General features: G+C 41.8%; 14 protein-coding genes and 1 pseudogene. 2 read left to right on the top strand and 13 right to left on the bottom strand.

The genetic code is table 11. The features are described 5' to 3' along the window. Positions 1 to 2: 2 nt before the first annotated feature. From BACFIN_RS07985 to BACFIN_RS23340, 5 genes are read right to left on the bottom strand one after another with little or no spacing between them, the layout of a single operon-like run. A complete protein-coding gene (locus tag BACFIN_RS07985) occupies positions 3 to 1568 on the bottom strand; it encodes a DUF5003 domain-containing protein (protein ID WP_007754463.1) in 1566 nt (521 codons plus the stop codon). A 14-nt stretch (positions 1569 to 1582) separates the two neighbouring features. Beyond that, the gene (locus tag BACFIN_RS07990) at positions 1583 to 2500 is read right to left on the bottom strand and encodes a DUF4984 domain-containing protein (protein ID WP_007754461.1); all 918 of its coding nucleotides are present in this window, start codon (positions 2498 to 2500) and stop codon (positions 1583 to 1585) included. Between the two features lie 22 nt (positions 2501 to 2522). Beyond that, on the bottom strand, positions 2523 to 4052 hold the full coding sequence (locus BACFIN_RS07995; protein ID WP_007754459.1) for a RagB/SusD family nutrient uptake outer membrane protein: 1530 nt from the start codon (positions 4050 to 4052) through the stop codon (positions 2523 to 2525). Positions 4053 to 4070: 18 nt separating this feature from the next. Continuing rightward, positions 4071 to 7016 carry a SusC/RagA family TonB-linked outer membrane protein gene (locus BACFIN_RS08000; RefSeq protein WP_007754456.1) on the bottom strand — a complete coding sequence of 982 codons (2946 nt, stop codon included), beginning with the start codon at positions 7014 to 7016 and terminating at the stop codon, positions 4071 to 4073. Positions 7017 to 7036: 20 nt separating this feature from the next. Beyond that, positions 7037 to 7231 carry a hypothetical protein gene (locus BACFIN_RS23340; RefSeq protein ID WP_007754454.1) on the bottom strand — a complete coding sequence of 65 codons (195 nt, stop codon included), beginning with the start codon at positions 7229 to 7231 and terminating at the stop codon, positions 7037 to 7039. 321 nt (positions 7232 to 7552) lie between these two features. Between BACFIN_RS23340 and BACFIN_RS08005 the strand changes: the two genes are divergently transcribed. Next, the gene (locus BACFIN_RS08005; RefSeq protein WP_007754451.1) at positions 7553 to 9478 is read left to right on the top strand and encodes an NAD(+) synthase; all 1926 of its coding nucleotides are present in this window, start codon (positions 7553 to 7555) and stop codon (positions 9476 to 9478) included. Between the two features lie 166 nt (positions 9479 to 9644). Here BACFIN_RS08005 and hisB read toward each other — a convergent pair whose 3' ends face one another. From hisB to BACFIN_RS08040, 7 genes are all read right to left on the bottom strand, one after another. Continuing rightward, a complete protein-coding gene (gene hisB, locus BACFIN_RS08010; RefSeq protein ID WP_007754450.1) occupies positions 9645 to 10769 on the bottom strand; it encodes a bifunctional histidinol-phosphatase/imidazoleglycerol-phosphate dehydratase HisB in 1125 nt (374 codons plus the stop codon). Positions 10770 to 10772: 3 nt separating this feature from the next. Beyond that, positions 10773 to 11813 (bottom strand): histidinol-phosphate transaminase, encoded by a 1041-nt coding sequence (gene hisC / locus BACFIN_RS08015; protein ID WP_032839682.1) that lies wholly within the window; start codon positions 11811 to 11813, stop codon positions 10773 to 10775. 8 nt (positions 11814 to 11821) lie between these two features. Beyond that, on the bottom strand, positions 11822 to 13105 hold the full coding sequence (gene hisD, locus BACFIN_RS08020; RefSeq protein WP_007754446.1) for a histidinol dehydrogenase: 1284 nt from the start codon (positions 13103 to 13105) through the stop codon (positions 11822 to 11824). Positions 13106 to 13177: 72 nt separating this feature from the next. Beyond that, complete coding sequence (hisG, locus tag BACFIN_RS08025) at positions 13178 to 14029, bottom strand: ATP phosphoribosyltransferase (RefSeq protein ID WP_007754444.1); 852 nt, start codon at positions 14027 to 14029, stop codon at positions 13178 to 13180. Positions 14030 to 14282: 253 nt separating this feature from the next. Then, positions 14283 to 14774: a PaaI family thioesterase gene (locus BACFIN_RS08030; RefSeq protein ID WP_007754442.1), complete on the bottom strand. Its 492-nt coding sequence runs from the start codon at positions 14772 to 14774 to the stop codon at positions 14283 to 14285. Between the two features lie 70 nt (positions 14775 to 14844). Continuing rightward, positions 14845 to 16761 (bottom strand): fimbrillin family protein, encoded by a 1917-nt coding sequence (locus BACFIN_RS08035; protein WP_032839680.1) that lies wholly within the window; start codon positions 16759 to 16761, stop codon positions 14845 to 14847. 328 nt (positions 16762 to 17089) lie between these two features. After that, a complete protein-coding gene (locus tag BACFIN_RS08040) occupies positions 17090 to 17743 on the bottom strand; it encodes a DUF2490 domain-containing protein (RefSeq protein ID WP_007754432.1) in 654 nt (217 codons plus the stop codon). A gap of 138 nt (positions 17744 to 17881) precedes the next feature. Between BACFIN_RS08040 and BACFIN_RS23335 the strand changes: the two are divergent. Further along, positions 17882 to 18043 (top strand): annotated as a pseudogene (locus tag BACFIN_RS23335) (AAA family ATPase); the annotation flags it as partial. 223 nt (positions 18044 to 18266) lie between these two features. On the opposite strand, the gene BACFIN_RS20845 reads toward BACFIN_RS23335, so the two are convergent. Next, positions 18267 to 19945 (bottom strand): protein-disulfide reductase DsbD family protein (locus tag BACFIN_RS20845; RefSeq protein WP_039848498.1); only part of this gene is annotated, 1679 nt, incomplete at its 5' end.

The following is a 19945-nucleotide window of genomic DNA, read 5'->3' as shown; positions in this document are numbered from 1 at the left end:
GATTAATTATAATTCGGGGTAATAATTAGTACTTTTATTGTCACATCGTCTTTCTCTATTAAAATATGGAACTCTTCTGTTAAAGTACCTTCAATAAAGGCATTCAAAGAAGTACCATTACCTTCACAAATTTCTTCTGAAGTTATATCTTCTCCATCACGCATTACTTTAAAATTCCATTCTGTCTCGTAATCCCCCTCTAATGGATCAATGGTAACCCCACCTTGAGCAGAAGGCCACTCCATTGTGTAAATGTCACTTACTTCTGGATACAAACTTGCTATATCTGTATCAGTAACTTTCGTACAAGTAGCTTCTACTGTATTCCACCCGGAATCAAAATAAGTCACTTTAAATGCCTGTGCCGCCTCCTGCTTTTTCTCTTTCTGCACAAAATTGATCAATAGATTACTTTGTTGATAAGTATATTTGATATCCTGTTCGTCTGTTTCCATATCCATTTCTATCAAATTTTCCCATAATTCATCCTTAATTTCTTCATATAACGCTTTAGGCAATACCAACACATATCCTTCTCTTTCTTCGGAAGATCGATCCACTTTCAACCGCAAATTACCTTGTCCGTCATCTTCAAGTCTCATCCAGTCCACTCCATCTTCTTCTCCTATTTTCATCTTCACCGTTCCATACTCTTCTACTTTCTGAATATACACTGGAACCACTTCATCATTCAAAGCTTGCACGGTATAAGGTACAAATTTATTATAAGTAGAGGTTGTAGTAGAAGTTCCGGTTCCCGAACTGCTTGTTTGTGTAAATGTTTTGCCATCCAACGACACTTCCCAATTCCAAGGAGTAGGATTAGAGTCAACTATCTTGATACTTTTCGGATCCATACCTTTATATACTAAAGGGAACGAATAAGACATCCCCCCGTCTTCATCGGCAAAAACCAATGTACCGTTTTGTATATATTTTGCATACTGAGGACTATCAATCACCTTAACTTCCCCTTTTGTCATTTCATTTACAGTACCCACAATCGTATTTCCGGCTATCTCCAACCATTCCGGCCGGTTAGTTGCGGCAAAACGGAAGTTCGCCTTTATCTGAAAGGGCTTATAATTATTATATCCCACTTCTATCTCATGGATTTCGTTGCCTTCCATATCATAGATCTTCAATTCACGCATTTTATTATCGCGCACCACATCAGCAATAATTGCCTTCTCCGCTCCTATCATCATAGTCAGACGGGCAACAGTAGGTGCATCGAACGCCACAGCTTCATCGGTAATCTTCAATGTCACTGTCTGCTTTCCGGCAGTTCCGGATAAAGAATAATCTTCATGACCATCATTCACAAAGCGGCACCAAGTAGCCGAAGAAGTCAACTGCCAATCGGCATTCGTTTCAAAATTCAACTCTTTTGTATCACCATATACACAATTGACAGTTTGTTTTTCAGGAAAAACCGCTTTTACCGCATCATCGTCATCATCCGAACAAGCACTAATGCATAACGCCATGAACAGAGCCGTGAAGCAGCCTTCCAAGCAGAACTTCCGCATAAGCGCAACCAAGTTTTTTTGTTTAAGCTTTCTCATATTTTTGTTTTTTATTATTGTTTTATTGAATTATTGACGCCTTCTTCAATGAGAATCTGCGCTTCGTCATCACTGACCCATTTCACAACATTGATATAAGTACCTACTTCATCTTTTCCGGCAGGCATCCCCGGCACATGTAATGTCATGTACTGTAGCATAAACCTTTCGCAACTACTATAATAAGAAATGTAATACCCCGATTGATATGCCCACACTTCCCAGTCACCATAAATGGTATCAAAGGCATCCGTAGTAGCAGCAAACGGCTGGTCTTCCATTTCAATCAACGGATTAAGCAGGTCATCAGTAGTAAACTTCACTTTGAGGTCATATCCTTTGTAGAAGTAGTCCTTCATTATAATAGTGTTTTCCGAATCCGGATCGACTACGGTACGGATCAATCGTTGACTTACCCCCTGCATATACGAGCTGAAATAGGTGGAAGTTACAATCAAGGCATAACCTTCAAACAAATGAATGTCGAACGGACATACTTTCTGTAAAATCACTTTCGTTTCGGTTCCGTAAAGCTCCCACTTCGATTCTTCCTTACTGACCAGTTGAAGAACCATTCCCAGTGAATCGGTAATCTCTATATTGTCATAAATACCACGTATACGGACATTCGCCATACGCTCACCCGCCTTAATAGTTACCGTATTTGACTCTAAGGAAAAATGCCATCCTTCCACTGCATTCGTCTTTTTATCCAGAATCTCCACTCCCAATGTACGGTCGTAACTGCAAGCTTCAGTGGCCGCTACCGGTATATCGAAATACTCCTCGTTATTTTGTACCGGAAGCACGGACAATGTATCGGAGAACATGATATAATCGGGACCGCTATACTTAACATAATCGGTGTCGCAGCCGGTGAATCCGAATGCGAGAGTGAATATGACCGATAATCCGATAATAATCTTTTTCATGTCTATTGGTTTTAAAAACTATTTATTTATTGCTTTCATTCGGTTGGATGTCTGATCCCGGCGCATCCAATTCATTTTGCGGAATCGGCCATACAAAACGCGAATCATCTTTCTCTACTTTCAAGCTACTGCCGTTACTCAGAGACTCACTTTGCGGCTTTCTTTCAAACCCTTTGTGCCAACGTTTCAAGTCGTGAAGACGAAAACCTTCCATATATAGCTCCTTCACACGTTCTTCTTCAATCACCTCCAAAGCATTTCTGTCAGAAAGGCTCACACCACCGCTATACGAAGAATAACGCGCGGCACGCAAGGTTCCTAGATCTTTGCCTGCACTTCCGTAGTCGGGCGTATCTTTAAAGCAGTATGCTTCCGCACGAATGAGGTACTGCTCCGACAATCGGAACGGTTTCGGCATGGAGACGTGGCGAATGTTATAGCTTTCCATGAAAGCGGTATTTCCCCAATATTTCTGAAGCAACGGCCATTGCAACGCATGCGGATAGCCGGTTAAATAAGATTGGAAGAAAATCGAATAACGTAGATCATACGCATCATACAAATCCAGCGCCCATTTTGCAGGCACATAGTCGGGACGCACCGTTGAATAGTCATAATTGAAGAAAATAGTGCCTAAAGCTCCCCCATAGGAAGTGGGCGTAAAACCAACTTTCCAAATGATTTCGGTGGAAGCATCATTCGTCCACATATACTGATAGAAGCTCTGTCCGGTACTTCCATATTGTATAGATGCACTTGAAAGCACATAGTATCCGCTGTCAATGACTTTGGTCGAATATTTGATGGCTTCAGTATAATGCTTCATATATAAAGCAACACGGGCGCGGAGAGCATAAACCGTATATTCATTAATATATGGAGTGCTGTAAAGGTCATCCTTTGTCACACTGTTTTCATCTATTTTCAAATATTCCGCAGCCAGTTCAAGATCATCCAATATAAATTGGTAAGAGTCCTTTAAAGAAGCACGGCGGGTATTGTCTACCGAATCATAATGAGAAGTGAGTACGACTCCCAATTCGTTTTCGGCTTCCGCATCACTTTCGTATGATTTACAGAACAGCTTAATCAATTCAGAATAACACAACGCCCGTGCAAAAAGGGCTTCGCCGTGAATCATATCCAATTTGTCGAGCGCATCATCGTCTATCGTGCTTTGTTGTACGCCCGGAATGTAATCTAACAGAAAATTACAACGATTGATAACGGAATACAAAGCTCCATACACTGCCTCAATATCTTCATTGGTAGCCAATATGTTCCAACGCCACAAATCACCATATTGATTAGAATATCCGGTGACCGCATACACCAGATCGGTCTGCAAATCGGGCAGCAACGTCAGACGTCCGCTATAGAGCGAAGCATCCTTGAATGCCGCATAGATGCCAATAATTGCTTGATTGGCATCGTCCACTGTCTTGATAGCCTGACCGGCCTGGATAGCATCATCAGGATACTTATCCAGACATGATACGGAGCCAATGCCCAAAGCTATCAACAACAAATAAATCTTTATCTTATTCTTCATTGTTTTATAGTTATATGTTTAGAATGAAACTTCCAGGCCAAAAGTGAACTGGCGGGTTGAAGGATATTGTGCCTGATACATATTGCTTACGCCTTCAGGATCAAGCCCTGAGAATTTGGTGAATGTGAGCAGGTTTTGTCCTTGCGCAAACACCCGCAGATGCGTCAGGAAATTAGTCTTCTTGAGCAATGTTTGAGGGAAGTTGTAGCTAAGCATCAAATTCTTTAATCTCAAGAAAGAAGCATCTTCCAAAAAACGGGAATCCATTTGCGGAGTAACTCCATAACGCGGTATATCCGTCACATCGCCCGGCTTCTTCCAACGGTCGTAAAGCAACCGGCTGGACTGGTTATATGTTTCGAACAGCCCATTGCCTTCATCCAGATAACGGTCATTATTGAACACCCAACGGTCGGCCACCCAACTGAACTGTGCAGCCAGCGAGATGCCCTTCCATGTTAATGTTGTGCCGAATCCGCCTTGCCACGGAGCCACAAAACTCTTGCCGGTCATCACTTTATCGGAATCTCTGAATTCTGTCGTTATCTCACCATCTTTGGTATACCACAACGCATCGCCATTAGTAGGATTGACTCCGGCATAGCGGTTAATATAAAATTCAGTAGCCGAATGCCCTACCACATATTTAAGATTGGCACTTGCAATTTCGTATTCATCTACTCCATTGTAAAGTTCGGTAATTTTATTCTTATTATACGAAAAGTTGGCGTTCAGATTCCATGAAAAATCTTTCGTACGGAGCACATCACCATTCACTGTGACTTCCACACCGCGGTTGACCATTGCACCGATATTGTCCCAACGGCTTCCTGAGCCATTCACTGCATAAGATTGCGGAACGTCCATCAACATATCCGTAGTCTTTTTATTATATAACTCGACATCCAAGTTTACCCGGTTCCAGAAACCCAGATGTAAAGCCAAGTTAGTGGTCCATGTTTTCTCCCAACTCAAATTGGAGTTACCACTTTGCGCGGGGTAAATACCGGTTTCGCCCATATAGTCCATTCCGCCTTTCACTAAAGACTGCCATGCATAATAGCCGATGTCCGAGTTACCGGAAGTACCCGTACTGAGAGCCAGACGCATAGTTGTGAGCCAGTCATACTTTTTCAGAAAGTTTTCTTTCTTCATGTCCCACATCAATCCCACAGACCAGAAAGCTCCCCATCTGTTATCCTTACCAAAACGGGAAGAAGCATCGGTACGTACTGAGAAATCCGCATAATAACGACTGTCGTAATTATACTCGCCTCTTCCGAAGAAAGAGAGGTACGAATAGGAATAAACGGTTCCTGCCGCCGTATCCGACCAAGAAGCAGCCAACGTACCGTTCGAAATATTAGTAAGAAGGTCATTATTCTGCCCTCTCATAGAAATGGAGAACCCTTCTGACTGGGCATCGACCCCTTCCTGTCCTAATAAGAAATTGAAATCATGTTTTTCCTTCAGCGTAAAATGGTAGTTGGCGGTATTTGTAATTGTCAGACTAAGCCTGTCATTCGAACTACGGCCCGCAGTACCCGAATTGTTGTTGGTGGAAAAACTGGGGAATGACTGGCTGAACGCTGTCATGTGCGCATAATCCGCTGCAAACTGTGACTTTATGGTCAGCCCTCTAACGGGGCTCACTTCGGCATACAAAGTGGACAGTACTTTATACTTCTTATAGCTAACGGGATTATTCTGCATCCAGTCTACCGGATTCTGATTGGTTCCCGTCCAGCTGCCGTCTTTGGTTGAAGCAACCGAACCGTCTTCCTTGTAAGGGTTCCAATAAGGCATCATGAAGTGTGAAGCGGAAATAGGAGTTACGGAAGTATACGCTCCTGTTTGTGCCTGTTCTATCTCTTCATAAGAAACAGTGGAAGTAGTACCTACTTTGAGCCAGTTACTAGCTTTCACATCCGCATTTGCACGCATATTGTAACGTCTGAATCCTGATCCTTGTGCAATTCCGTCCTGGTCGAAAAAGTTGCCTGACACATAATAATTCAAACGGTCGGTAGCACGATTGACGGACACTTCATAATTCTGCAACATAGCTTTGTTATTGAACACCACGTCCAGCCAGTTGATATCTGTTTTGCGCAGAATATCATAATCTTTTCCTTTATCCAATCCTACTTCCTTCTCAAAAAGAATACGTTCTTCCGTATTCATCTGATTCCACTTGTCCTGAGCCAGTTGGGAAATACCCAGTTGGGTGCGGAACGTCACTTTCGCCTTGTCCAGGGCCAGACCGCGTTTCGTTGTAATCACCACTACACCGTTTGCCGCACGTGCTCCGTAGATGGAAGTTGAGGAGGCATCTTTCAATACGGATATTGATTCGATATCACTAGGGTTCAGTGTATTAAAATCAGCACTAGACACCGGCACCCCGTCAAGGATAAACAACGGCGAAGTTCCCGAACTCAAAGAGTTGATACCCCGAATCTGAAATGAAGCGGCCACACTCGGTTCACCGGAGCCTGACATCACCATTAATCCCGGTGCCTGCCCCTGCAATGCCTGGTCAAAACTGGCGGCAGGCACATTTTCCATCTTTTCCGCTTTCACGGTGGATACAGAACCGGCTATGGTACCTTTCTTACGTACACCGTAAGCTACCACCACCACTTCGTCCACCTGCTGTGCATCACTTTCCATCGACAAGTCAATACGAGTAGAAGCAGTGACCTGCCTGTCTACGGGTCTCATCCCGATATAAGAAAATTGCAGAGTGGCGGGAGATTTCGTCACTGTGATACTGTAATTACCATCAATATCTGTAATTACACCATTTGATGTACCCTTCTCCAATACAGACACGCCAATCAAAGGCTGATTGTCTTCAGCCGAAAGAATGCGTCCCGTTACCCGATACCCTCCCTGTGCAAACAGCAACAGAGGAATATTCATCAGAGAAAAGAGCACAAACAAGAGAATTGATTTTCTCATCTTTGATACTTAAATTAAAATTAATGAAATTGATTTATTTTTATTGATTTATCAAAACAAAACAGAGAAGCTAACTTGGCTGATTTTTGATGTTGCGCCAAATTTCTAAAAAAGATTTTCGTGTTGCCACCGTGTGAGTCTGTTGTATGTTCATCTACCCTTAATTTATTTTCTCTACCAAGTAATATCGCTCGTTTGTTTAGTGTTACAAGCATCTATATTACTTAAATTTGGCTACAAATATAAATATTATAGTTAAATATAAGAAACAAAATGTCGCATATTTTATACCAAAATTCCACAAATATCTTTTTGACAGCTTATATTGCTAAAAATCAGTTATATCATTAAATAAGACTAAACATAATTTATATTAAAAGACAGATAAACTATCTTTTTGACATACCGTCCGATTATGCAACCAACAGTATCATAAACCGTCCGAAGACCGTCCTTTTAAGGATTCACTGGAGAAACGACAATTATTCAAAACTATTTTCTATTTTTGCACCCATTATATATAAATAAGGTATAAGATGAATTACGGATTTGTAAAAGTAGCAGCAGCCGTACCGCACGTAAAAGTGGCCGACTGTAAATTCAATGTGGAGAAGATAGAAAGTCTGATTGCTGTAGCCGAAGGAAAAGGGGTGCAAATCATCCTGTTCCCGGAAATGAGCATTACGGGATATACTTGCGGTGATCTGTTCAGCCAGCAACTTCTGCTTGAAGAAGCCGAAATGGGGTTAATGCAGATATTGAACAATACCCGCCAACTGGATATCATATCCATTGTCGGCATGCCCGTTATCGTCAATTCAACGGTAATCAATGCAGCCGTAACCATCCAAAAAGGGAAAATATTAGGTGTCACCGCCAAAACATACCTGCCCAATTACAAAGAGTTCTACGAACAGCGCTGGTTTACTTCCGCACTTCAATTAAGAACTGAGACGGTACGCCTGTGTGGACAAGTTGTCCCGATTGGCGCCAATCTCCTTTTCGAAACTTCGGACACCACATTTGGCATTGAAATTTGCGAAGACCTCTGGGCCACCATCCCACCCGGCTCCTCCCTCGCACTGCAAGGGGCGGAGATCATATTCAATATGTCCGCCGACAATGAAGGAATCGGAAAACATAGTTATCTCCGTTCACTTATCAGCCAGCAATCCGCACGTTGTATCGCCGGATATGTATTCTCATCCTGCGGCTTCGGAGAATCTACTACAGATGTGGTTTTCGCAGGCAACGGATTGATTTATGAAAACGGAACGCTTCTTGCACAAAGCGAGCGTTTCAGCATGGAGGAACAATTGGTTGTAAGCGAAATTGACGTGGAACGTATCCGGGCGGAACGGAGAGTGAATACGACTTTCGCTGCCAGCCAAGCTAACTTGGAAGGCAAAAGGGCGATTGCCATTGCAACGGAGTTTGTAAACAGTAAAGAGCTGAATTTAACCCGTAAATTCAATGCTCATCCTTTCGTGCCGCAAGACAATGAACTGCATGAACATTGTGAAGAAGTTTTTTCCATCCAAGTAGCAGGACTGACACAACGTCTCGTCCATACCGGAGCAAAGACTGCCGTAGTCGGTATTTCCGGCGGACTGGATTCAACACTAGCCTTATTGGTCTGCGTGAAGACTTTCGATAAACTGGGATGGTCAAGAAAGGGGATTCTCGGTATTACCATGCCCGGCTTCGGAACAACTGACCGGACTTACCACAATGCTGTCAATCTGATGAATTCATTGGGCATATCCATCCGCGAAATCAGTATCAAGGATGCCTGCATCCAACATTTCAAAGATATAGACCATGATGTAAACGTACATGATGTCACATATGAAAACTCACAGGCACGCGAACGTACACAAATATTAATGGATATCGCCAACCAGACCTGGGGGATGGTTGTAGGTACGGGAGACCTGTCGGAACTAGCTTTAGGATGGGCAACCTACAATGGTGACCACATGTCCATGTATGGTGTCAATGCCGGTGTACCCAAAACGCTCGTGAAATATCTGGTACAGTGGGTGGCGAAAAATGGCGTGGATGAGGAATCCAAAGCTACCCTGCTCGACATAGTAGATACTCCTATCAGCCCAGAGCTGATTCCGGCAGATGAAAACGGGGATATCAAACAGAAAACGGAAGATCTGGTAGGTCCTTATGAACTGCATGATTTCTTCCTCTATTATTTCCTGCGTTTCGGTTTCCGCCCGTCAAAGATTTATTATCTAGCAAATATCGCATTCGGAGGGGTGTATGATGAAGAGACAATCAAGAAATGGCTATCCACTTTCTTCCGCCGTTTCTTCAATCAGCAGTTCAAACGTTCATGCCTGCCGGACGGTCCTAAAGTGGGAAGCATCTCCATCAGCCCGAGAGGAGACTGGAGAATGCCGAGTGATGCGAGTTTCGCCATGTGGCTTAAAGAAATAGAAAACTTATAATTCCTCCTGACAAAAATTTCATTTTGGCAGGCATTTTGTCTGTGACATTTTTGTATTTATTCTAAGTATTATAGAGGGAGAAACAAAAATGTCACAGTACTATATAAATACACTATGTTACAACATATTAATCTCAAATATAATGCTTTACCCAATCATGCAACAGTCAAAGCACCCCCTTACTAGATGGAAGTTCGAAATGATAAATATCTCTCTTAATCGCCATCTTCAAAGCACGTGCAAGGGCTTTAAAGATTCCTTCTATCTTATGGTGCTCATTCTGTCCTTCCGCTTTGATATTCAGATTCATCTTTGCAGCGTCGCTCAATGACTTGAAGAAATGAAGGAACATTTCTGTAGGCATTTCTCCTATTTTCTCGCGTTTAAACTCCACATTCCACACCAGCCAAGGACGTCCGCCAAAGTCCAGACAAACCTGACAAAGACAATCATCCATCGGTAAAGCATAGCCATAACGTTCAATTCCACGCTTACTACCTAAAGCCTGGTAAATACATTCTCCTAATGCAATAGCAGTATCTTCGATGGTATGATGTTCATCCACTTCCAGATCTCCTTTCACACGAATTGTCAAATCCATGCCGGAATGTCTTCCAATCTGTTCTAGCATATGATCGAAAAAGCCAAGACCGGTAGAGATATCACACATTCCATTTCCATCAAGATTTAAAGCTATATAGATATCTGTCTCTTTGGTGGTGCGCTGTACTTCCGCTTTCCGCTCACCGGCAAACAAGTACTCGGCTATCCGATCCCAATCCGTAGTTGCAAGGGCACAGACTTCTTCCAACCCTTTTTCTTTGAGACTTTCTGTAGAATCCTGCAAATAAATGGCACGACACCCTAAATTTTGGGCAAGTTCCACATCCGTAGGACGATCACCGATAACAAAACTCCCGGTAAGATCATATTCCGGGCTATCCAGATATTTGGTCAACATACCGGTACGCGGTTTACGGGTAGGAGCATTATCTTCTGGAAAACTTCGGTCAATCAGAATCTCGTCAAAAGTAATTCCCTCACCCTCCAACGTTTTTAACATCAGATTGTGAGCAGGCCAGAAGGTTTCCTCCGGAAAAGAAAAAGTACCCAGTCCATCCTGATTGGTGACCATTACAAATTCGAAATCGAGTTTACTACGAATAAAGCCTAAGTTGCGGAATACTTTCGGATAGAACTCCAACTTCTCCAATGAGTCGAGCTGATAGTCGATGGGCGGTTCGATAACCAACGTTCCGTCTCTGTCTATAAATAATACTTTCTTTTTCATAATTTATTCCTGGTATTTTTTAAGAGCAGCCAACAGAGTGTCATTTTCCACACGGGTACCAACGGTAACACGCAGACAGTTGCAACACAGTGAAACGGTGTGACGATTGCGCACAATGATACCTTCACCTACTAGATAATTATAGATTTTCACAGCATCCGTCACCTTAACCAAAAAGAAATTGGCATCGGACGGAAAGAGTTGAATGATACAAGGAAGTTTCTCAAATTCCGCTTCCAAATAATCACGCTCTTCCTTCAACGTCTTCACCCAACGTTCTATCTCATAGTATTTGTGCAACATGGAGATGGCTTGTTGCTGGGTAAGTTGATTGACGTTATAAGGGTATTTTATTTTACTGAGGATATCGATAATCTCTTTAGAAGCAAAAGCCATTCCTAAACGAATAGCAGCGCATCCCCACGCTTTGGAGAATGTTTGGAATACCACAAGGTTAGGATATTTATCCAGCTCTTCGAGAAAAGAAGGAGCTTCAGAGAAATCATTGTAGGCCTCATCCAACATTACCAATCCTTCAAATCGGTTCAGTATTTTTTCTATCTCAGAACGGAGTAAGTCATTTCCTGTCGGGTTGTTGGGTGAACAAAGAAAAATAAGTTTGGTGTGTTCATCGGTAGCCGTCAATAACTTATCAGCAGAAAACTGAAAGTTATTATCCAGCAATACTTTCCGGTATTCGACATCATTCACATCGGCACACACTTGATACATTCCATAAGTAGGATCGATAGCCACTACATTATCTTTACCCGGTTCGCAGAATGCACGAAAAACCAAGTCGATGGCCTCATCGCTACCGTTTCCAAGAAAAATATGCTCGGGGGATACTTTCTTTATCTTCGACAACATTGCTTTCAATTCACACTGCATCGGATCTGGATAGCGGTTGTGGGGCGTATTGTACGGATTCTCGTTAGCATCCAGAAAGACAGAAGCCGTAACTCCTTTATATTCATCACGAGCCGAAGAGTAGGGTTTCAGTTTCCAAATATTCGGCCGGGTTAGTTCTTGTAAGCGTTTCATATTCATTATTAAATTAGGGTTTTCAGACGGACAGTAACCGCATTTTTATGTGCATCCAGCTGTTCATTAGCCGCCATCTCTTCAATAGCAGGACCTATGTTTTTTATTCCTTCCGGAAGAATTTCCTGGAAGGTAATCTTGCGGATAAAACTATCCAGACTTACACCGCTATAGGCTTTGGCATAACCGTTGGTCGGCAGGGTGTGATTTGTTCCGGAAGCATAGTCACCGGCACTTTCAGGAGTTAAGGAACCCAAGAATACAGAACCGGCATTCGTCACCCGCTCAGCCACTTCCATATAGTTTTCCGTTTCAATGATCAAATGTTCCGGTGCATAAGCATTGGTCAACTCTAATGCTTCATCAAGGTCTTTCACCAAAATAAGCTTACTGTTTTCCAATGATTTGGCTGCTATCTCACGACGGGGAAGTTTTGCCAACTGGCGTTCTACTTCCGCCATTACTTCCGTCTGAAGTTGCTCGGATGTTGTGATCAGCATAGACTGACTATCCACTCCATGTTCCGCCTGCGACAATAAGTCAGCTGCAACAAAAGTCGGATTGGCCGATACATCAGCCAATACCTCCACTTCGGAAGGACCTGCGGGCATATCAATCGCTACATCACGCAGACTCACCAATTGTTTGGCAGCTGTCACATATTGATTGCCGGGACCGAAAATTTTATAAACCTTAGGCACGCTTTCCGTTCCGTACGCCATAGCGGCGATGGCCTGTACGCCTCCCGCCTTGAATATTTTGCTGACTCCTGCCAGTTGGGCTGCAAGAAGGATGGCGGGATGAATATTTCCATTCTTATCCGGAGGCGTACAAAGTACAATCTCCTTGCATCCTGCTATTTTAGCGGGAACGGCAAGCATTAGGACTGTTGAGAAAAGAGGTGCCGTTCCTCCTGGAATATAAAGACCTACCTTCTCAATACCTACTGACTTTTGCCAACAAGTTACTCCCTTCATTGTTTCTACCTTCTTGCCGACAAAACGTTGGGAAGAATGGAATGTTTCAATATTTTGTTTAGCTAAAGAGATGGCCACTTTCAAGTCATCACTTACCAATGCTCCGGCTGCCTGTATCTCTTTCGGACTTACAGCAAGGGCAGACAAGGTAACTTTATCAAAAGCGGCTTCATACTCCAACACGGCTTTATCACCTTCTGCCTTTACCTTATCTATAATAGAACGGACGGTATCAAAAAGGCTCTCGGTATTGAGCGCCGGACGTTTCAGAAGTTCCGCCCACTGCTCCTTTGAGGGATATTTAATCAATTTCATGGTTCACCACAGATTACACTGATTTACACAGATTATTTATTTCAATCACATTATACGGTTTATCTCGATATATTACAAAATCATCTTTTCAATCGGTAACACCAAGATACCTTCAGCTCCCAGTCCTTTCAACTTTCCGATAATTTCCCAGAAACGTTTTTCATCAAGTACCGTATGCACAGAGCACCAACCTTCTTGTGCTAACGGCATTACGGTAGGACTTTTCATACCGGGTAATACGGCAATAATTTCTTCCAATTTATCTTTGGGGGCATTCATCAACACGTATTTCTTGTCTTCAGCTGTTTTCACAGCGTTCATACGGAACAGAAGTTCTTTGAGTACTGCTTTTTTCTCGTCGCTCATGTTTTTATTGCCAATCAACAAGGCTTCTGACTTCATCACAACTTCCACTTCTTTCAGTCGGTTGCTAACCAAAGTAGAACCTGAACTTACAATATCAAAAATTGCATCGGCCAATCCAATACCCGGAGATACTTCAACCGAACCGGTAATCACGTGAATCTCAGCATTCACCCCACTCTTTTTCAAAAAGTTGCGAAGGATTACCGGATAAGAGGTGGCAATCTTCTTTCCTTCGAACCATGATAATCCCGGATATTCAATATCTTTCGGCATGGCCAATGACAAACGGCACTTGCTGAATCCCAGACGTTTAATGATTTCAGCATCTTCTTCTTTTTCCATAAACTCGTTCTCGCCGACAATTCCCAAATCAGCTACACCCGTAGCCACTGTTTGCGGGATATCGTCATCACGGAGGAAAAGTACCTCAATAGGAAAATTGGAAGATTGCACCAATAAGGTACGTTTCGTTGTGCTCAACTTAATATCCGACTCTTCTAAAAGTGCCATTGTCTCTTCAAAAAGACGTCCTTTGGCTTGTACTGCGATTCTTAACATGACTTTATCAATTATTATTTTATTAATTACAATTCGTTTTGAGTAAAATAAAAAAGGCTTACCGTATTCGGCAAGCCTTCGTTATCGTTATATAAAGACATATACAATATCATCCATGCCCACCGAGTTATTCGTTAGGAAAATGATGATGATGTATAGCTGTATATTTCATATTTCTTTTATTAACTGCGACAAAAGTAAAGAATTTGTTTGATACTACCAAACATTTATCACAAAAAAACGAGTTTTCATTTCAAATTAAAGGTAATATTTCTTCCGGTTCTACATCACATTGAAGAAAATGCATCTCTTTTCTCGCTTTTTCCTGCGGGAATGTGAAATAGGTACAAACAGCTTCCGTACATACTTCGCCATCCTTATTATATAGCTTCGCTTCAATGATAACAATGTTCCGCTTTATTTCTTTGATGGATGCACGCAACACGACATGGGAGTCTTTCGTATCAATTGGCTTCCGGTAACGCGTCTCCATTTTTGAAGTTACTCCTGTTGTTTGCAATTTACGGAGTACGACCCAAGCACAAATCTCATCCAGCAAAACGGCCTGAATACCACCATGCAATGTATCAATCCAACCTTGATACTCCGGACGAGGTTTCCAGATACTTACGATTTCCTCGCTGTCCTCGTAAAATTCCATTCTTACTCCAACTTCATTATTGGGAGCACAACCGAAACAATTGTATCCCTCCAACCCTTTCCAGGGATTTATTATCTTCTTCATGGTTCTCTTTTATTAGTTTCACTTCCCAAATATAATCAAAATATGAAAAAGAAGGATGAATTTCATTTATTTACTTGCGAATACAACGGATAGCCAGCGCTTTTTTATCAGTACCTGCTTTAGAAGATTCTATCAGGTTCGTATCACTTTTCAGATAAAATACAGTTTCGGCTATCTCTGAATTTGTTTCATCCAAAGTCCAGTATGCTAAATACTTACCTTCATAGTTTAACTGAAAAGTTCCCACATACATTCCCACAGGAATTCCATCAAAACCAGACCAATTAGTCGCAGGCTCTGCTGTATCTCCGGTGTTCAAGGGTAACCATGTACCGGACTTTAATAAGGAAGCATCTTCTTTCAAGTAAGTTTTTAGTATATTCCAATCCTCCCAAGTCGGAACACTCCAATGATTCGGCAGAATATTACCGGATAATGCGACACTAGCAGTATAGAAATAATATGTTGCATTCGCTTCGGATTGTAGGTATCCGACTGCACCATCTGTCACTGCATCCAATTTAGGGATTTCATTACCATCTATATAGAAAGAGGCTTTCAAATTGTCACGCATCCAATATTGGGTTCCGATTTTCACCAACGGATAATTATGGATCATCCCTCCACGTACATCACGAGCAACATCCTCCAATGCCAAGACTTGTAATACATCATCCCCCATAGCTACCGATAAAGAGACTTCCCCATTCGCCATCACATAAATATTATTTCGAGCCGGTAAAGTTCCCGGTGTATAATTCAAGGAGTGGTTTTCCGTATCCCATACGACATTTCCGCCATGCACTTTGCCGGTTTTCCCTAACAATTGTGCTACAAGCCCTCGAGATAAATCAGCCGTTCCATCTTCTTTCATCGGATAGACTACGATTGCTTGCGAAGAAAAATCCGGAGTTACCAGATACTCCTTACAAATCTCAGCCATTTGTTTTCCTTTATTCAGCACTTTACAAATGTTTGAGTTCTCGAAAGTTAACTTTGACACATCTATATATTTATGAAGAGTCTCTGATCCTGTATGATCTACTTCAGTTCCCTCCCAATCATTGATTTCTCCATTGAGCTTGCTCATGAGGATATCTTCTGCTGCTACAAAAGTTATTTCCAGTTCTCTTTGTTTGCCTTCCTGAAGTTTCAAAGTAGAGGGCAACAAGCAAGTGTATGGTTTTCCGTTAGCCTCCAATGTTATATATTGGTATCCTACTGTCGCTTCCTGAGGTATCAAAATCAGATCTTTACCTACTAGCCTTTCATCGACTATCTCCCACTCACCGGTAGGAATGATATCTTTCTCATCTGTAAAGGAGGAATAAGATTTCTTCTGAAAGTCATAAATGCTTTTTGTGTAAAAGCCGGAAACAGAAAGTTTAGGATTGGCCGTCAACATACTTTCCACGTCTTCTCCCTCTCCAGATACTAAAGCTATCTTTAAGCGGAAAAATTTATGATTGTAAGTCAAGGCTATAGCCTCTTGAGTCGCCAGTACATCTTCTTTAGTAGCAACCAGAAAATCAGAATGAGAATAGTTCGCCGGAATATTTTGCTCTGTTTCAATAGATACCGGCATCTTGCTTTCTCCCATAGCTACTCCTTCTTCCCGATATGGATAATAACTGATTAAATTCAGCGTCACACCATCATCCGGATAATACACCGATTCATCAGCTATAAACTCTCCATCGGCCGAACGAACAAAATGAAGATTGTCCGCATAACGTTCTTCCTGTATGGTAGTAGAACCGGCTAATGCGAACAGTCCCACTTCATCTCCTTTCTCAAAGGTGTTATTTGCCACACGCGTATTGGCAACTTCATGAATATCAGCTATAATTTTCAATGGAATATTTCCATCATTAACTACCACACCTGCTTCTTCCTCCTCCGAAATGTGATTTACACAAGCTGCAAGCAAAATAGAGAAAAGAACGAGAAAACCTACACATCTCTGCAGGTTATAAAATACTTTCATCTTAATATCTTTATTTATTTCCAAATAGAAATCTTTGATTGGACAGAAGAATAGCATAAGAGGAAGTATTCGCTTTCAGTTATGAGATACTGAACAACACGTCTGTTGCACTGAGGAATCATCAATTTCAACACACCATTTTGATGTATTGGCGGCAAATATATATAATAAAAAGGACGTGAAGTATTATTTTACTAGTATTTTTTCACATTTATATGTAATACACCAATAATCAATCAGTTATAAATCAGCTATTAAAATCATAGAAATTCATTCCCACATTATTATATTAGAAATTCACTAGTTTACGATAGTAGAACTAGCAATTTTAAAAAGAATAGCCTACTTCTATTCCGGCAATATGTTTTCCTTTTGAAGGTTCATACTGATAACAATAAAAAACATCCAACGACCAGCGTTTAGCCAAATTTAGTTCTACTCCCGGACGATAACGCATGCGAGCCGCTCTCCAAAAAGGTGCATCATCCAGACTTTGGTAAAGTTCAACAGAAAAGTAAGGGGAAACAATTCCTTTTGTAGGTGCATAAGATAACTTCAAACGAGAGCGCAAACGAGTTTCTGCATCACCACTATCGAAAGTTTGTTGGAATCTTTCCCGTAAGGAAACTTTCAACCACTGATAGCGAAAACTTGCCGTAGCACTTAAATGATAGCGATGCCTGAATTTCCAGCCCGAATCCCCTAAATCACGCAGATGAGTCTCATAAGCAACTCCCAATTTCAAAAAGGAATATGCCCGATAGTCGCCTCCGACAGTAAGTCCCCAACGATCCCACTTGTTCAGATCGTCCTTTGTACGTAGCTCCACATCACCGGAAACAGAAAACTGGGAATCAATTTTATGATTTATTTTAAATTTTGTCCAAGTTGTGAAATCATCATCTTGTGCATAAACAGAAGAAACGACACCCAACAATAGCATTAATAGCCAAATTTTTGTATTTAATAATATTCTACTCATTGATTATCGGGTTAAAGTGGCAAAGATAGTAATTTATTCTACGCAAAGAAAAAACATGATACTGAAAAGATACTGAAAAGATTATATTCGTCTTCTGCCTAAATTCTCATTTGCATATTATATCTTAAAAAAAGAACGTGCGATCAAGGATTTTATATCGGAAAATTCGTTCAAGAATTACGCACAGGTGATTATGAATCTTTCCTCACCCGTCTTGAAGCTTTCTTTGCCTATATTCCATACGAATTGAATGACCAGACCGAAAGTCATTATCAAGTTATCTTCTATCTTGTATCCAAACCTCTGTGTTTGATTTCAAATTAAATGGAACTGCGAAAAAATGTTGAATATGTTTATGGGACTATTTATAACCCGATATAATTGGAATATAGCAACTTGTTGCCAAATGCATGAGGAAAAAGCAGCATAGCCAAAAGAAAATATAAAAGAACTGTAAAATATAAAAGAGGTTGTGCCAACGTTTTGACACAACCTCTTTATTAATCCATCGCAAGAGAGGTCATTACTTCTCCTTCCTATAATTTTCCAGTCCTACTTGTAGGAAGTCAATATATTTAGTTATATCTTCATCATAAGCATACGACTTGTTCAACGGTTTTCCCTGACCATCCAGCAATACATAGAAAGGCTGGGCATTGGCACCGAATTTCACACGTTGCAGATAACTCCATTTGTCGCCTACAGTACGCAATGTACGTTCTGTACCATTTTCTACTACTTTCACCGGTTCCGAAAGCGGAGTTTTATCATCTACATATAAAGAGATGAGCACATAATCCTTATTAATAATATCACTCACCTTTGAATCTGTCCATACGGCAGCTTCCATCTTACGGCAATTCACACAACCATGTCCGGTAAAGTCAATCATAACCGGCTTACCTTGCTGACGGGCATACTCCATTCCCAGCTCGTAATCCTTGAATTTTGGATGCACCTCATTCTCATACAAGTTAAAATCCTGCGTATGCATAGGCGGAGCGAATGCACTTACCGCCTTCAACGGTGCTCCCCACAAACCGGGAACCATATATACCGCAAACGCCAAAGAAATAAGCGCCATAAAAAAACGGGTAACTCCTACCTTATTATCATCATCGTCGTGCGGGAATTTAACCTTACCCAACAAATAGAATCCAAGCAAAGCAAAAATCACGATCCACAAAGCAAGGAACGTTTCACGGTCGAGCAGTCTCCATCCGTATGCCAAATCGGCTACCGACAAGAACTTAAGTGCGAATGCCAATTCAAGAAAGCCCAACGTCACCTTTATCACATTCATCCATCCACCAGACTTCGGCATAGATTTCAGCCATGACGGGAACAGAGCGAACAGAGTAAACGGCAGAGCCAATGCAATGGCAAATCCTAACATACCAATTGCCGGAGCAACCACACTTCCCGTAGTAGACACCTGCACCAGCAAAAATCCGATAATCGGACCTGTGCAAGAGAAAGACACCAACGATAGAGTGAAAGCCATCAGGAAGATACTCAACAGACCGGTCGTTGATTCAGCCTTACTATCTACCGCATTTCCCCACTTCGACGGGAGCCTGATCTCGAAAGCTCCAAAGAATGAAGCTGCAAAAACCACCAACATCAAGAAGAAGAGAATATTAAAGATAGCATTGGTAGACAAAGCATTCAGCGCACTGGCACCGAAAATCAGTGTAATAGCCAACCCCAACGCAACATAAATCACTACGATAGACGCACCGTACGTCCATGCGTCACGAATACCTTTCTTCTTATCCTTGCTGCGTTTCAGAAAGAAACTGACGGTCATCGGAATAATCGGCCATACACAAGGAGTAAACAATGCCAATAATCCACCTAGAAAACCTGTTATGAATATATATATCCAAGACATATCTTTCTGTCCATGCTCCTCTCCCAGCGCTTGCAGTTCACTAATGACCGGCTTCCAAAGCTCACTGGATGCAACAGCAGGCTGGATACCTGTAGACGCATCCACCGGAGTAGCAGGAAGCAGTTCGGTCATGGCAACCGTATCTTTTGAAACAGCTAAATCTGTCTCTGTCTTGTCTGCTTTATCCTCTTTAACCGATTTGTCCTCTTTAGCCGCCACCGTATTACCCTCAGCTTCTCCGGCAAACTTGAACGGAACCTGTGTCGGAGGCAGGCAACTTTCATCATTACAAGCTCCATATTCCAGAT

Source organism: Bacteroides finegoldii DSM 17565 (genome assembly GCF_000156195.1).
In the GTDB taxonomy this organism is placed as follows: domain Bacteria; phylum Bacteroidota; class Bacteroidia; order Bacteroidales; family Bacteroidaceae; genus Bacteroides; species Bacteroides finegoldii.
The sequence above is the reverse complement of the archived record's forward strand: the minus strand, read 5'-3'. Positions and strand labels throughout refer to the sequence as shown.

What these genes read in the sequence shown, in the direction of transcription:
- BACFIN_RS07985 (WP_007754463.1), bottom strand. Translation starts at nt 1,568, where the DNA reads ATGAGAAAGCTTAAACAAAAAAACTTGGTTGCGCTTATGCGGAAGTTC.
- BACFIN_RS07990 (WP_007754461.1), bottom strand. Translation starts at nt 2,500, where the DNA reads ATGAAAAAGATTATTATCGGATTATCGGTCATATTCACTCTCGCATTC.
- BACFIN_RS07995 (WP_007754459.1), bottom strand. Translation starts at nt 4,052, where the DNA reads ATGAAGAATAAGATAAAGATTTATTTGTTGTTGATAGCTTTGGGCATT.
- BACFIN_RS08000 (WP_007754456.1), bottom strand. Translation starts at nt 7,016, where the DNA reads ATGAGAAAATCAATTCTCTTGTTTGTGCTCTTTTCTCTGATGAATATT.
- BACFIN_RS23340 (WP_007754454.1), bottom strand. Translation starts at nt 7,231, where the DNA reads ATGCTTGTAACACTAAACAAACGAGCGATATTACTTGGTAGAGAAAAT.
- BACFIN_RS08005 (WP_007754451.1), top strand. Translation starts at nt 7,553, where the DNA reads ATGAATTACGGATTTGTAAAAGTAGCAGCAGCCGTACCGCACGTAAAA.
- hisB (WP_007754450.1), bottom strand. Translation starts at nt 10,769, where the DNA reads ATGAAAAAGAAAGTATTATTTATAGACAGAGACGGAACGTTGGTTATC.
- hisC (WP_032839682.1), bottom strand. Translation starts at nt 11,813, where the DNA reads ATGAAACGCTTACAAGAACTAACCCGGCCGAATATTTGGAAACTGAAA.
- hisD (WP_007754446.1), bottom strand. Translation starts at nt 13,105, where the DNA reads ATGAAATTGATTAAATATCCCTCAAAGGAGCAGTGGGCGGAACTTCTG.
- hisG (WP_007754444.1), bottom strand. Translation starts at nt 14,029, where the DNA reads ATGTTAAGAATCGCAGTACAAGCCAAAGGACGTCTTTTTGAAGAGACA.
- BACFIN_RS08030 (WP_007754442.1), bottom strand. Translation starts at nt 14,774, where the DNA reads ATGAAGAAGATAATAAATCCCTGGAAAGGGTTGGAGGGATACAATTGT.
- BACFIN_RS08035 (WP_032839680.1), bottom strand. Translation starts at nt 16,761, where the DNA reads ATGAAAGTATTTTATAACCTGCAGAGATGTGTAGGTTTTCTCGTTCTT.
- BACFIN_RS08040 (WP_007754432.1), bottom strand. Translation starts at nt 17,743, where the DNA reads ATGAGTAGAATATTATTAAATACAAAAATTTGGCTATTAATGCTATTG.